We start from the raw sequence: 14226 nt of genomic DNA, 5'->3' as shown, positions 1-14226 counted from the left end.
CCTTAGGCTCGCCCTTCCCCCAGCAGCCTATCGAAATGCCGTCTTACCCGGGCGCTGGTCTCCTTGATATGCGCCTCGAGAATGCCGAACTCGGGCAGATCGACGCTTCGTAGAAGAATATTCGCGAGGCCCGGAGGAACATCCCCCGGCTCCAGGGGACCCGTAAGGCACAGCCGGATGACCTGGGTAAGCGTCATATAGAGGCGATATGCCTCGAGGAGCTCTGCCCGGACCTGATCATCGGCAAAATCGGAAGACAGTTCAGCGAGAATCTTTCCGGTGTTGGTCGGCCGCGAATCGGCAAGGCATTTGCCGGAGAGTGCCGCCACCTGCGCTATAAATTCCAGGTCGATGATGCCCCCCGCAAGAAGCTTCAAATCCCAGATATTCCTTGCCGGTTTTTCCTCTTCCAGGAGTGCGCGCATCTCCCTTGCATCGCGCTTCAGTTTGACGGCGTCGCGCGGAAGCGAGACGATCGCCTGTACCTCCTGCTCGGCTTCAGCACAGAGGGTTTCAGCGCCTGCTATGGCTCTGGCACGTGTGAGGGCCATGTGCTCCCAGGTCCAAGCCTCGTTGCGCTGATACTTCCGAAACGCATCGATATGGGTTGCGACCGGCCCCTTGTTGCCGGAGGGCCGCAATCTAAGGTCCAGTTCGTAGAGCACGCCCTCCGCAGTCGGAGCCGAGACGGCGGCGATCAGGCGCTGGGTCAATCGTGCGTAGTAATGTGATGGCGCAAGCGGTTTGCGGCCATCGGACTCTTCCGCTTCCGGCGCATGGTCGTAAAGCAGGATGAGATCTACGTCCGAACCCGCGGTGAGCTCATGGCTTCCGAGTTTTCCCATACCAAGGATAGCCGTGCGGCCGCCTCGGACACGTCCATGAGTTAGGGCAAACTCCTCTTGAACCGCGTCGAATGCCGCACCAATCGTAAGATCGGCCAGGTCCGAAAAGGCTTTTCCGGCGCGGGTCTCGTCTATGCTGCCCGTCAAGAGGCGGATGCCGATGAGGAATTTCTGCTCCGCCGCAAAAATGCGCAGCCGATCAAGCCGCTCCTCAAAGGAGTTGGCACCCGACAGAAAGATCTCGAGCCGCTCAGCCAGATAAGCTCTGTTGGGCAACTCGGACAAGAGTCCGGGGTCTAGCAGACCGTCGAAGACGTGGGGCCTGCGGGTGATGATCGCTGCAAGCCTAGGTGCTGCCCCCATGATGGTCGCGATCAGATCGAGGAGCCGCGGGTTCGACTGCAAGAGCGAAAAGAGTTGGATGCCGCGCGGAAGCCCGGAGAGAAACTCGTCGAAGCGCAAAAGCGCTTCATCGGCACGGTGGGTCCGTCCGAACGCTTCGAGCAATGCCGGGGTTAATTCGGTGAGACGCTCGCGCGCTTCGGCAGACTGGGTCACGCGGTAGCGTCCAAAGTGCCACCCGCGAATCACGCGGCAGATATCGCTCGGGCGCTCGAACCCCAGTTCGGAGAGGGTGTGGAGCGTATCCGGGTCATCGACATCACCGGTGAAGACGAGATTGCCCACGCCTCGGGAAAGCTGAGGTGCCGTCTCAAACAGAGCCGCATAGTGGCTTTCGACCATATGCAGTGCCTGCCGAAATGCCTCAGCGAAGATCATCCCGCTCGTATAGCCAAGAAGACGGGCAATGCGCTCCAATCCTTCCTCGTCATCCGGCAGGAGATGCGTCTGTTCGTCCGCCACCATCTGTATGACGTTTTCGACATCGCGCAGAAACCAGTATTGAGCGATAAGGGCCTCTCCCGCCTCGGCGGTTATCCAGCCGCGATCCTGGAGTTCCCTAAGCATCTTGACCGTCTCACGTTCGCGCAGCTCCGGAAAACGGCCTCCGGCTATAAGTTGCTGGGTCTGGACGAAAAACTCGATTTCCCGGATGCCGCCTCGTCCAAGCTTCACATTATGGCCGAGCACGGCGATTTCCCCGTGCCCCTTATGGGCATGTATTTGGCGTTTGATCGAATGGATGTCCGCAATCGCTGCATAGTCGAGATATTTGCGCCAGACATAGGGCTGCAGTTCCGTAAGGAACCGCTCTCCGGCCTTCCCATCTCCAGCAATCGCGCGCGCCTTTATCATCGCGGCGCGCTCCCAGTTCTGGCCGCGGCTTTCGTAGTAATGCAACGCTGCTTCCACCGGCAGCGCGAGCGGTGTCGAACCGGGATCGGGCCGCAACCTCAAATCCGTACGGAAGACGTAGCCGTCCTCCGTGCGGTCCTGCAGGATGCGCACAAGCCGCCGCGTGAGCCTCACAAAGAGTTCCGTGGCCTCTATCGGCTCCTTTACGGCGGGCGCGTCCGGATTGATCAGCACGATGAGGTCGATATCGGACGAATAATTGAGCTCCCGTGCGCCTAACTTACCCATGGCAAGCAGAATCCAGCCACTGTCACGGGAAGGCTCCGCGGGGTTGGGGAGCCGCAGCTTTCCCTGGCGATCCGCATCCCGAAGGAGGAAATTGACCGCCGCGTTCACACACGCTTCCGCAAGGAGGCTCAATCGCAGGGCCGTTTTGGCCGCATCCGCCTCGCCCGAGAGCTGTCCCAAGGCGATCAGCAGGTGGGCTTGAAGTTTCAAGCGCCGGAGCATCTTCATGACTCCAGCCTCGCTCTCCTCCGCTCCCAGGCCGACCGCCGCTATCTCTTCCGAAAGCGCATTTAGCCGAGCATCCAGCCTTGCATCGAAAAGTGCTTCCAAGGCAGCTGGTTGGCGCCTGGCACAATCGCGAAGATAGGGAGATAGGTCGAAGACCGCCGCCAGAAACGCCCTCAGCCTGTTGTCGGCTGAGAGAAGGCTGGCGAGCCGAGGGCAGTCGCGTTCATGTGCGGCTTCCAGGAGAGACTCGATCTCCTCTTGAGCATGCTCGGCGTCAAGGGGGTGCAACTCCCGTACCGGGGAGCCAAACCAAGTGGTACCATCTTCGTCTTTCAGGACAGCGTCGGTCATTACTCATTCTTGCCTGTCGGGAAGATCATCGCAACCGCGAGACCGCCGCCCTCCCCCGAAAGCTCGAGCTTTCCTCCATGAAAGGTCATGACCGCCTTTGCGAGGCTGAGGCCCAGGCCGGATCCCGGCTGGCTGCGGCTTGCCTCAAGCCGGACAAAGCGCTCCGTCGCACGCTCCCGATCCTCTTCAGGTATACCCGGGCCGTTATCTCTGACCGTCAGCCTTGCGGCGTCTCCTTCCTTTCGAAGCGATACGGAGACAACCGGCTTCTGCCCAAAACCAGCAGAATATTTGATAGCATTGTCGATGACGTTGGAAAGCGCCTGGCCGATCAACTCACGATTTCCGTCGATCTGAACATTTTCCGCCGCCTCCGCCTTCAGTGTCACGCCCTGTTCTTCAGCCAGCGGCTCGTAGAGCTCGACGACATCCGAGACAATCAAGGCAAGATCGATCTTCGCCGTGCTTTCAGCGGAATAGCCCGCTTCCAGCCGCGAGATCATCAAAATGGCGTTGAAGGTACGGATAAGCTGGTCCGATTCCGCAATCGTCTGCTCAAGCGCCTCTTTCGCGGCGGTCGGGCCAGCCGTGTTGTTCAGCGCAGCCTCCGCGCGGTTGCGCAGGCGGGTCAGGGGCGTTTTTAGGTCGTGGGCTATGTTCGCCGATACCTGCTTCAACCCCTCATTCAGACCGGCAATGCGATCGAGCATGGCATTCAGGTTTTCCGAAAGCCGGTCGAACTCATCGCCAGCTCCCGTTACCGGCAGTCTTCTGGACAGGTCGCCACCCATGATCTGGCGGCTCGCTTCCGTCACGCTGTCGATCCGGCGGAGCGCGCGCCTTCCGACGAAATACCAGATCAGGAACGCGCCGAGACCCATCATGCCCAAAGCCACCGCAAGGGCACGGCGCATCACGCGACCGAACTGCTCCGGCTCGCTCAAATCTCTTCCGACGAGAAGAATCATCTGGTTCGGCAGACGTATGACCTGAGCAACAGCCGCGTGACCACTCTCGCGGCTCGTTGCCCCCTGTTCACCAAAACGCCGATAAAGGAAGGGACTCTCCGTCCAACCGGCAGCATCGAGCACACCGGGCTGAATGCTTTCGACATTGCCGGAGAGGATAAAGCCGCTGGGATCCGCAATGAGGTAGAGATTTGCGCCTGGCTGCCTGGCACGAATTTCGACCAGCCGAACCAGGCCGGTCAGCCCGGCGCGCTGGTAGGCACGCGCGAGGCCGGCGACCTCTTCTGCGATTGCCTCCTGCGTCTGGCCGACCAGCATGCGCGTGGAAAGAGAGCTCACATAGATGACGAGCACCACCGCGCAAGCGGTAAACAACACGAGATAAAGCGCGGAGAGCCGTGCCGCAGTGGTCTTCATGATGGCCGAAAGGGTGGCCATCAGTCCGCTCGGATCATGTAACCCGCGCCACGCACCGTATGGAGAATGGGCCTGTCGAAGCCTCTCTCGATCTTGCCGCGCAGGCGCGAGACATGCACATCGATCACATTGGTCTGCGGGTCGAAGTGATAGTCCCACACATTCTCCAAAAGCATCGTCCGGGTGACAACCTGACCGGCATGTCGCATCAGATATTCCAGCAGACGGAATTCCCGCGGCTGAAGCGTGATTTCCTGGCCGCCACGCCGAACCGTATGGGACAGCCGGTCCAATTCCAGATCCCCTGCCCGGTAGACGGTTTCCACGTCACGCGCGCCGGCTCGTCGCTTGAGTACTTCCACGCGAGCAAGCAATTCCGAGAACGCGTAGGGCTTCGTAAGGTAGTCGTCTCCTCCGGCCCTCAGGCCGGTCACCCGGTCGTCCACCTCTCCCAATGCCGAAAGGATGAGCGCCGGCGTCGTATTGCCGTTCGCCCGCAAACCCGCAATGACCGATAGGCCGTCGCGACGGGGCAACATTCGGTCGATCACGAAGACATCGTAATTTCCGCCCTCTGCCAAGGCGAAACCCGCCTCGCCATCAGCGGCCACATCGGCTGTGTGTCCCGCTTCGGCAAAGGCCTTTTTGAGATAACTCGCCGCTTCGCGGTCATCCTCGATGATCAGAATCTTCATGGCGCCGTGTCATAGCTGATGAAAAGCGGTGGCGAGCTTTCCTCGCCACCGCCAAAGAGTCAAACCGCACTTCTCGATGGATCAGCCGATTGGCAATGCCACGAACCGATTGGCATCGTTGCGTACGACCTGAAGGAGCACGGCACCCCGTCCTGCGCTTGATGCTGCATCGACGGCCTTCTTGAGATCGCTGGCGGCCTTAACCGGTTGTGAATTGACCGCGCGGATCACGTCACCCGGCTGGATGCCGTTTTCCTCGGCCACGCTGCCCGGCTCCACATCGGTTACGACCAGGCCGTTGCCGTCATCCGCAGGGGTGACGGTCAACCCGAAGCTTGCCGGCTGTCCGTTCTCGTCCGAGGGGGCGCTAGGGGCAGCAGCGGCCACCTGATCGCTCTCGGGCATCTCGGTCAAGGTCACCTTGAAGTCCTGAGACTTGCCGTTCCGCCACACGGTAACGTCGATGTTCGTGCCCGGCGCGATTGCTGCCACCGTACGAGCCAGTTCGCGCGGCGAAGCGATAGGCGAACCGTTCACCGCGATCACGACGTCGCCAGCCTCGATACCCGCCTTTTCTGCCGGATCACCGCCATTCACGCTGTTGATCAGCGCACCCTTGGCCTCTTGCAGCCCCAGCGAGTCGGCGATCTGAGGTGTCACGTCCTGGATGCTGACGCCCATATAGCCGCGCTCGACCGAACCATCCTTGATAAGTTGATCGACGACCGTCTTGGCCAGTGAGGCCGGGATGGCAAAGGCGATACCCACATTGCCGCCCGACGGCGAGAAGATTGCCGTGTTCACGCCAACAACTTGCCCCGCAAGGTTGAAGGTCGGGCCGCCGGAGTTACCCTGGTTCACGGCCGCGTCGATCTGCAGGAAGTCGTCATAATTCCCCGCGCCAATCTCGCGGCTCTGGGCGGATACGATGCCCGCCGTCACCGTTCCGCCGAGACCGAACGGATTGCCGACGGCCACAACCCAATCGCCGACACGGACGGAATCGTCAGGCGCCCAGCTCACATAGGTGAATTTGCGATCGGACTTTACCTTGAGCACCGCCAGATCGGTACGCGGGTCCTTCCCGACGAGATCGGCTTGCAGCTCCGTCCCATCCTCCAGAACGACGGTGTACTGGTTTCCATCTTCAACCACGTGATTGTTGGTTACGATATAGCCGTCATCGGAAATGAAGAAGCCGGACCCCTGAGCGATCGGGCGCACGCGCGGGCGCTGCTGGCCGCTACGCGGCTGGTCACGTCGCTGGAATTCATCAAAGAAGCGGCGGAGCGGATGATTGGGCGGGAGATTATCGAAACCGGGCATGTTGAAGAACGGCGTCGCCACGTTACCTGCCTGGGGCGACTCCCCGGATACCCGCACACTCACCACTGCAGGTTTCACCAGGTCGACGACGTCAGCAAAGCTTGGAGCCTGAATGGGCTTGTCGAGCTTCACCGGGTCCGCGAAGACCGGAATAGTGCCCGAACTGATGGCGCTGAAGCCAACCGCGCCGGCAACCGCGAGGGAAGCCACGGCTGCTACGAGACGGTTGCGCGTCTTAGAGGTTACGTTCTGTTCTTCGCTCATGACGAACCACTCCTAATGCCTTTAGCGTGCTAGGGGGACGCTTCTTCGTCCCGTTTGCCCACTGAAATAGGACGGACTACCTTACGATGCCATTTCCAAGGCATGAAACTTTCGTAATGTTTTTGATCGACTGAGCAGAAAAGCTGAGACGCGTGTCTCGGGGCACCGGCGGCGCGCAAAGTCGCCGCACCGGCGACGCCTTAATTCTCGTCCTTCAGAACGTTCCTCAGAGAAGCTTCCTCCTCCGGAGAGAGAGGTGCAGGAGCACTGTCCCCACGCCGACGAAAAGCTGTGAATGCAAGCAGTCCTCCTCCCACAAGGATCAGGACCGGCGCCGCCCAGAGAAGCGCGTTGCGGGCGTTGAACCGCGGCTTCAACAGCACGAACTCGCCATAGCGAGAGACGATGTAGTCCAGCACCTCTTCGTCTGTATCGCCGGCCACAAGCCTTTCACGCAGCAGGATGCGCAAGTCGCGTGCGAGCTCTGCATCCGAATCGTCGATCGACTGGTTCTGACAGACCATGCAGCGCAGCTCGGTCGAAAGATGGCGTGCCCGCGCCTCAAGCGCGGGATCCTTCAACACCTCGTCCGGCTGTACCGCAGCTGCGCCTCCGACAAAGCCAATCAAAAGCCCGCAAGCCAACAGCAGGGTGCGGAACCTCATGACTTCGCCTCGCCGGCTAGTGCGGCCGCTTTCCGCCTTGCGGGTGCTCCTACACGGAGTCGCCGGTCCATGAGAGAAATGAACCCACCTGCCATCATCACGAGCGCGCCAATCCAGATCAGCGTCACGAACGGCTTCCACCAAATGCGCACGACGAGCCCGGACGGAGTCTGATCTCCGATAGAAATGTAAAGCTGGCTCAGGCCGATCGTCTTAATGCCCGCTTCCGTTGTTGGCATACCGCGTGCCGTATAGAGCCGTTTGGAGGAGACGATTTCTCCCAGAGAACCTCCGCGCACTGTCCCGGCCGCGAACTGCGCCTGCTCCTCCGTGTAATTCTGGCCGGTAAAGGGACGCAGATTCTGGAACTGCACGGTGTAGCCGCTGATTTCGGTGCTCTGGCCAGGCTGCATTGTCAGTATGTGTTCCGCCTGGAGAGCGGTTACCGAAACGATGCCGAGCACGCTCAGGCCCAAGCCGGCATGGCCCAAGCACGTACCGAAAATCGAAAGTGGCAGACCCGTAAGCCGACGCAGGGCAACAGCTACTCCGACCTTGCCGAGACCGGATTTCAAAGCAAGATCGGTCAGGGCGCCGACGATGAGCCATATCCCGAGCCCCAGACCGAGCGCGGCGACCGCAGACGCGCGATCGATCAGGAAATAGCCTGCGATCGCTGTCGCCCCAGCCGCCCAGAAGGCGAATTGCAAGCGTTGAAACGCACCGGCAAGATCCCCGCGCTTCCAAGCAAGAAGCGGCCCGAACGGCACCGCCACCAGGAGAGGCAAGAAGAGCGGGATAAAGGTTAGATTGAAGAAGGGTGCGCCAACCGAAATCTTATTGTCGCTGATGGCTTCGATCAGCAGCGGGTAAAGCGTACCGATCAACACCGTCGCCGTAGCCGTGGTCAGGAACAGATTGTTGAGAACCAGGGCACCTTCCCTCGAAATGGGATGGAACAGCCCGCCGGGCGCCAGAGAAGCGGCTCTGACCGCAAACAAGGTCAATGCACCGCCGATGAAGAAAACCAGAATCGCGAGAATGAAAACGCCACGGGCAGGGTCGGTCGCGAAGGAATGAACAGACGTCAAAACGCCCGATCTTACGAGGAAGGTGCCGAGCAGCGAGAGCGAGAAGGTGAGGATCGCAAGCAGCACCGTCCAAATTTTCAGCGCCGAACGCTTTTCCATCACAATGGCAGAGTGCAGCAGAGCCGTTCCGGCGAGCCACGGCATCAGGGACGCGTTCTCAACCGGATCCCAGAACCAGAAGCCACCCCAGCCCAGTTCATAATAGGCCCAGTAGGAGCCCATGGCGATGCCGCCGGTCAGGAAGGCCCAGGCGGCTAGCGTCCAAGGACGCACCCACCGCGCCCATGCAGCATCCATACGCCCATCGATCAGCGCTGCCACCGCGAAGGAAAAGGAGACAGAGAAACCGACATAGCCCAGATAGAGGAGCGGGGGATGAACGGCGAGCCCGATATCCTGCAGGATGGGATTCAGGTCCTGGCCTTCGATTGGCGCAGGTTCCAGGCGCATGAAGGGATTGGACGTGAATAGGATGAAGAGGAGAAAAGCGCTGGCAATCAGCCCTTGAACTGCCAATACGTTTGCCTTCAGGGTCGGCGGTAGATTCTGACCGAAGGCTGCGACCAATGCTCCGAAGAATGCGAGGATCAGAACCCACAGGAGCATTGAACCTTCGTGGTTCCCCCAAGTTCCTGTGATCTTGAAGAGGAGAGGCTTGGCGGAGTGGGAATTCTCCCACACGTTCACTACGGAAAAATCCGACTGCAGATAGGCCAGGACCAGCGCCGCAAAGGCCACCGAGACCAGCGCAAATCCAGTGATGGTCACGGGCTCGCCCACCCGCATGAGCGAGGAGCTGCCGATGCGGGCCCCGACCAGCGGAACGATCGCCTGCACCAGCGCGAGAGCCAGTGCCAAGACAAGGGCGAAGTGGCCAAGTTCGACGCTCATTCGCGCTTCCTCATTCCTCTTGCCAGAGGCCTTCCTGCTTCAGCCTGTCCGCGACTTCGCGCGGCATATAGGTCTCGTCGTGCTTGGCCAAAACGGTGTCGGCGACGAAGATGCCGTCCGCACCTACCACACCCTCTATGACGACGCCCTGCTCCTCCCGGAAAAGGTCTGGCAGAATACCGTCATAGACGACCGGCACCTCGTTCTCGCTGTCTTCCACGACGAAGCGAACATGCGTTCCCTCGCTGCGTTCAATAGAACCCTTCTGAACAAGGCCGCCGAGCCGAATGCGCTCTCCCGCCACTGCCGCTCGTGCCAGCAGGTCTGCCGGCATGTAGAAGTAGGAGGTCTGTTGCCCAAGTGCATAAAACGTCAATCCTGCAGCCAAAGCCAGGAAGGCCATTCCTGATCCTATAATGGTCAGCCGCTTTTGCTTGCGCGTCATTTGTTCACCTGCGCACCGCTGATGCCGAGTGTCTCGGCCAATTCCGACAGGGATTTGCCCTCCGCAGTCTCCGGGCCGAGGGCGGCGAGGCCGCGTTCGAGCGCTCTCACGGCGTCATCCTCGCGGCCTAACACGACATAGGAGCGCAGGAGCCTGCTCCAACCCTCCGGGTCGTTAGGGTTCTGGCGTAGTTTGGCATCGAGGCTGGCCACCATGCCCTTGATCATCTGCTGGCGCTCTTCGGGTGCCATTTGCTGCGCCGCTGCCAGCTGCTCCTCGGAAGGATTCTTCGCTGCCACGGGCGGATTCTGGGCAGCCATGCCATCGAGTCCCGCGATGGCCTGAGCCGCAGCCGCTTTCCAAGGCGAATCGTCCGGCAGACCCGACATCATGTCCTGCCATATAGCGCGTGACGCGTCCCGCTTGCCTTCCTGCGCCCTGGCCAGGCCGATGAAGAAGCGCGCACGGGGATTGCTTTCATCAGCGGCCAATGCACGGTTGAATGCCGCTTCCGCCTCCGCAGTGATGATCCCGCCGCTCTGGCCCACCATCGCCTCGCCCAGACCAGCTTCGCGTTCGGAGTTAGCGCCGGCGATTGCGATCGTCCGACGATAGGCGGCAACCGCATCGGCGAAGCGCCCCATCCTGGCATAAACCGGAGCCAGCGTCTCCCATCCGCGGGCATCATCGGGGTGGTCTGCCAGATAAGCTTCGGCACGCGCGATCAGATCTTCCAGCGGGGCGTGAGCCGGGTCGCCGTTAAGCCTAGCCTGCAACGGCATGGATGGAAGTCCCGGTGACCCCAGCGCGGAATATAGACCCCAACTCAAAGCTGGAACGGCCAGGATCGCCGCAATGGCAATGATACGCTCCAACCTCCCGCCCGATTCGCTCGCCACGCCATCACTGGCCGATTGGGACAGACGCAGAATGCGCCGCCCGATTTCCGCGCGCGCTTCGGCCGCGTCCGTCTCCGACACGAGACCCCGTTTGACTTCCTGGTCGAGCTCGGCGAGTTGATCACGGTAAACCGCCAGATCGTGGGCAGCACCCGGTCGATCTGATTTCTTCCGGCGCAGAAACGGCCGCATAACGGCCAGCGCAGCGGCAAGGGTCAACAGTGCGGCGAGAACCCAAAACAACATGGTGGTTCAATATCCGTCTTGTTGCGCGCTGCCAACCGCTGTTGGATGCGGCATTTCCGCGACGGTGCTCCGGCACGGTCTACCGGCCAATGGAACAGCTATTCGAGCAAAGTCCAGCTTCCGTCCGGGTTACGGCAGGCCGTGCCGCGCGAGGTGCGGGTTCCGCCAGCTGCCGTTATTCTGTGCGAATAGGGACGGCAGTCCTGAGAGCCGACCCGGTAGGGCTGAGAGGCGGTAACCGTACCGCCATGTCCCGTCCGCTCGTCACGCCAGTTCACCGGCTGGCCTGCAGGCGCTGATTCGAGGGCCTTATACTCGGCGTCAATTCCGGCCATGCGCTCCCGGCGATTGAGGTCCGCGCCCAAGTTTCCCATGATGAGGCCGCCGCCGACTATCCCGCCGATCGCGCGCACAGAGGTCTGCCCCGAGCTCGCCCTTACGTCGACCGTGCGGGAAAAGCCTCCGGCGGCACAGCCGGAAAGCAGGAAACCAACCAGTATGGCTACAGCCGATAGTCTCATGCTGCTCTCGCCCTCCGCCGCGAAACCGCGCCGCGACTATAGTTCATGTTTGACGGAATTTTGTCCACGTTTCTCGTCGCGATGTTACGCCGCCGGTAGCACTACCTCAGCGCGAAGGCCTCCCAATCGCGACCGCTCGAGTGCCAGCGTCCCTCCATATTCTTTCACGAGGTCGGCCACGATGGCCAAGCCCAGACCAGTGCCTGGCTTGCTTTCGTCGAGTCTGCGTCCGCGTTTCAATGCCTGCCGCGCCTGATCTTCGGGGATTCCCGGGCCGTCATCCTCGATCGCAATACGAAATCTGCGCGGGTCCGCCCCATTCACTTCGACTGGTTGCAACGTAAGCACCACTTTCCGATCTGCCCATTTCATCGCGTTTTCCAGGAGGTTTCCTGTGATCTCCTCCAGATCTTCGCGCTCACCTACGAAAGTTACCTCGGCCTCGGGCATTTGCAGCTCAAGCATCTTGTCGGGATTGAGCTTTTCGGTAACCCGGCCCATCCTCGCCAAGGTCTGGTTCACCGAGCTGCGCGTGGCCAGCGTGCTTCTCTGTGCGACGGCGCGGGCACGTTGCAGATAGTGATCGATCTGCTTCTGCATGGCTTCCGCATGAGCCGTTATTAGCGCCCCCTGCTCTCCCCCGAGAGACCTGCCCTCATTCATAAGGACCGCAAGCGGCGTCTTGAGTGAATGAGCCAGATTCCCGACCTGCGTGCGTGCGCGTTCGATGATTCGTCGGTTGCTCTCGATTAGGGCGTTTGTTTCCTCGGCCAACGGAGCAATTTCCGCGGGGAAAGGTCCTGATAGCCGCTCAGCCGTACCGGCGCGTATGTTCGCAAGTGCTCGCCTGATACTTCCCAGAGGCTTCAATGCGATGAGGATCGCGAACACATTGATAGCGATCATCCCAACGCCGAAAATGCCGAGATAGGCATAGAGCCGCCCAGAGAAATCAGAAATCTCCTGTTCGAGCTCGCTCCGATTGCCCATGACGCGAAAGCGAGCGATCCGATCGAGCTGGTCGAGCACGATTTCGGCTTCCAGCACCTCGATCTGCTCGCCGCCGGGGCCCTCTTCCAGGTATTTGCGCTGGAAATTGCGGTCAAAGGCCATATCGGCCGTCGACGGGGACCTCACCGGAGTGACCAGCGAGGGCGAGTGCAACTGGTTGCGTAGTGCCGGAGATACCGGCTCCACCGACCAGTACCAACCCGATAAAGGCTCCGAGAACCGGAGATCGCCTAGATTGGGGCTTCCCACCAGCATGCCCTCTTCGGTCGCACTTACCGAGGCGATCAGATTGAAGAGATGGGCGGATAGAACATTGTCAAAACCGCGCTCGCTCACCTGCCGGAACAGAGTGGAAATCACGGTCGCGATGACGACGAGGGCAATCATCGCCCAGATGGATGAAAAGGCCACAACGCGGAAGGTGAGCGTGCGTGGCAAATGCGAGAACCGCGCCATCATGCTTGCCCCTGGGGCGTTTAACGCGTGATCCGCCTCATCAATCATTCGGCTCGCGCATGCGGTATCCCATACCCCGCACGGTCTCGATCAAATCTACCCCGAGCTTCCTGCGCAAGCGTCCGACAAAGACTTCGATCGTGTTGGAGTCTCGGTCGAAATCCTGATCGTAAAGATGCTCGACCAGCTCCGTCCGCGAAACGACTGAACCCTTGTGATGCATCAGATAGGCAAGCATCCGGTATTCATGCGACGTAAGCTTCAACGGCACTCCGTCGATATCGGCCTTTGATGCCTTGGTGTCGAGGCGCAGCGGTCCGCAGAAAAGTTCGGATGAAGCATGGCCGGCGGCCCGGCGGATCAGTGCACGAACACGTGCCAGCACTTCCTCCATATGGAACGGTTTCGTGACGTAATCGTCCGCGCCCGCATCGATACCCGCGACCTTGTCGCTCCAACGGTCTCGCGCTGTGAGGATCAGGACTGGCATCTTGCGTCCGTCACGCCGCCACCGTTCCAGCACGCTTATCCCGTCCATCTGCGGCAGGCCGATATCGAGTACGATGGCGTCATAGGGCTCAGTGTCGCCGAGGAAGTGCCCTTCCTCCCCGTCGAATGCCCGGTCGACGACATAGCCGGCATCCGTGAGAGCGGCACATATCTGCCGGTTCAGGTCCTTGTCATCCTCAATAACCAGAATGCGCATAAGGGGGGCAGCCCAACTGTTGAATCAGATCGTTGATTATCGCAACGGTACAGTTACTTCTACCCGCCGGGGTCGCTCGCCATCTCGTGCCGGGACCAGAATGACGATCCGGCAGACAACGGTCCCGCCTCGAGTTTCCGCAGAAGCGCCGGCAAGCGTGCCGCCCTGCTGTGCTGCGATCTGCTGTCCGATCGCATAGCAATCCGCGCCTTGTGCAAGAAGTATGGGCGACAAAGTCTCGGAAACCTGGCCGTAGGCGCTCGTGACCAGTAGCCCTAACGCCCCCGCGACATTCACCAACCCTGAAAGTTTTCTGCGGCTCTTTTTCATGTCTCCTATCTAACCCAACAGGGCTGAATGGGGAATGAACAATCACGGCCCAGGCCAGAAAACAAAGTCCCACGCGCGGGTTACGCACGTGGGACCGCCTTTTAGTGAATGCGTGAATCCGCAGCCAGCCGTCCAAAGATTGCAAACAGTCCCGATATGGCGGTGATGGCCTGCAATAGCGTTTCCACTACGGCCGGATCATCGAACTGTTCGACCGGCAGCCCAAACAGGCTGCCTACAGCCGCAGCCACCGTAACCACCGACGCCCAAATGGTGCGCGACAGGTACCATGGTTTCGTTTCCACCATTCCAGATACTCCTCTTGC

General features: G+C 60.4%; 13 protein-coding genes. All 13 read right to left on the bottom strand.

Going from position 1 to position 14226, the window contains the following annotated elements; translation table 11 throughout:
• Positions 1-2: 2 nt before the first annotated feature.
• Entirely contained in the window at positions 3-2969 is a 2967-nt protein-coding gene (locus CHEJ32_RS0107815; protein WP_028033364.1) for a bifunctional [glutamine synthetase] adenylyltransferase/[glutamine synthetase]-adenylyl-L-tyrosine phosphorylase, read from the bottom strand.
• The gene (locus CHEJ32_RS0107810) at positions 2969-4375 is read right to left on the bottom strand and encodes a HAMP domain-containing sensor histidine kinase (RefSeq protein WP_028033363.1); all 1407 of its coding nucleotides are present in this window, start codon (positions 4373-4375) and stop codon (positions 2969-2971) included. Before CHEJ32_RS0107810 ends, CHEJ32_RS0107815 begins: the two co-directional genes overlap by 1 nt.
• A complete protein-coding gene (locus CHEJ32_RS0107805; RefSeq protein ID WP_028033362.1) occupies positions 4375-5049 on the bottom strand; it encodes a response regulator transcription factor in 675 nt (224 codons plus the stop codon). Before CHEJ32_RS0107805 ends, CHEJ32_RS0107810 begins: the two co-directional genes overlap by 1 nt.
• An 81-nt stretch (positions 5050-5130) precedes the next feature.
• The gene (locus tag CHEJ32_RS0107800; protein ID WP_028033361.1) at positions 5131-6639 is read right to left on the bottom strand and encodes a Do family serine endopeptidase; all 1509 of its coding nucleotides are present in this window, start codon (positions 6637-6639) and stop codon (positions 5131-5133) included.
• 200 nt (positions 6640-6839) lie between these two features.
• Entirely contained in the window at positions 6840-7304 is a 465-nt protein-coding gene (locus CHEJ32_RS0107795) for a cytochrome c-type biogenesis protein (protein WP_028033360.1), read from the bottom strand.
• Positions 7301-9286, bottom strand: coding sequence for a heme lyase CcmF/NrfE family subunit (locus CHEJ32_RS0107790; protein ID WP_028033359.1), 1986 nt, complete (start codon positions 9284-9286; stop codon positions 7301-7303). Before CHEJ32_RS0107790 ends, CHEJ32_RS0107795 begins: the two co-directional genes overlap by 4 nt.
• Before the next feature lie 10 nt (positions 9287-9296).
• Complete coding sequence (ccmE, locus tag CHEJ32_RS0107785) at positions 9297-9731, bottom strand: cytochrome c maturation protein CcmE (protein ID WP_028033358.1); 435 nt, start codon at positions 9729-9731, stop codon at positions 9297-9299.
• Positions 9728-10876 carry a c-type cytochrome biogenesis protein CcmI gene (ccmI, locus tag CHEJ32_RS0107780; protein WP_028033357.1) on the bottom strand — a complete coding sequence of 383 codons (1149 nt, stop codon included), beginning with the start codon at positions 10874-10876 and terminating at the stop codon, positions 9728-9730. The genes ccmE and ccmI overlap by 4 nt, the downstream gene beginning before the upstream one ends.
• A gap of 98 nt (positions 10877-10974) precedes the next feature.
• On the bottom strand, positions 10975-11397 hold the full coding sequence (locus CHEJ32_RS0107775) for an RT0821/Lpp0805 family surface protein (RefSeq protein WP_028033356.1): 423 nt from the start codon (positions 11395-11397) through the stop codon (positions 10975-10977).
• An 84-nt stretch (positions 11398-11481) separates the two neighbouring features.
• Positions 11482-12864, bottom strand: a complete 1383-nt coding sequence (locus tag CHEJ32_RS0107770) for an ATP-binding protein (protein WP_028033355.1) — start codon at positions 12862-12864, stop codon at positions 11482-11484.
• 40 nt (positions 12865-12904) lie between these two features.
• Positions 12905-13570 (bottom strand): response regulator transcription factor, encoded by a 666-nt coding sequence (locus CHEJ32_RS0107765; protein ID WP_028033354.1) that lies wholly within the window; start codon positions 13568-13570, stop codon positions 12905-12907.
• A 36-nt stretch (positions 13571-13606) separates the two neighbouring features.
• A complete protein-coding gene (locus CHEJ32_RS0107760) occupies positions 13607-13900 on the bottom strand; it encodes a hypothetical protein (RefSeq protein ID WP_051469543.1) in 294 nt (97 codons plus the stop codon).
• A 101-nt stretch (positions 13901-14001) separates the two neighbouring features.
• Positions 14002-14208, bottom strand: coding sequence for a hypothetical protein (locus tag CHEJ32_RS0107755; protein WP_028033352.1), 207 nt, complete (start codon positions 14206-14208; stop codon positions 14002-14004).
• Positions 14209-14226 lie beyond the last annotated feature (18 nt).

The sequence above is a fragment of the Chelativorans sp. J32 genome, from assembly GCF_000518985.1.
Classification (GTDB): domain Bacteria; phylum Pseudomonadota; class Alphaproteobacteria; order Rhizobiales; family Rhizobiaceae; genus Chelativorans.
This window is presented reverse-complemented; position numbering and strand designations above follow the sequence as displayed.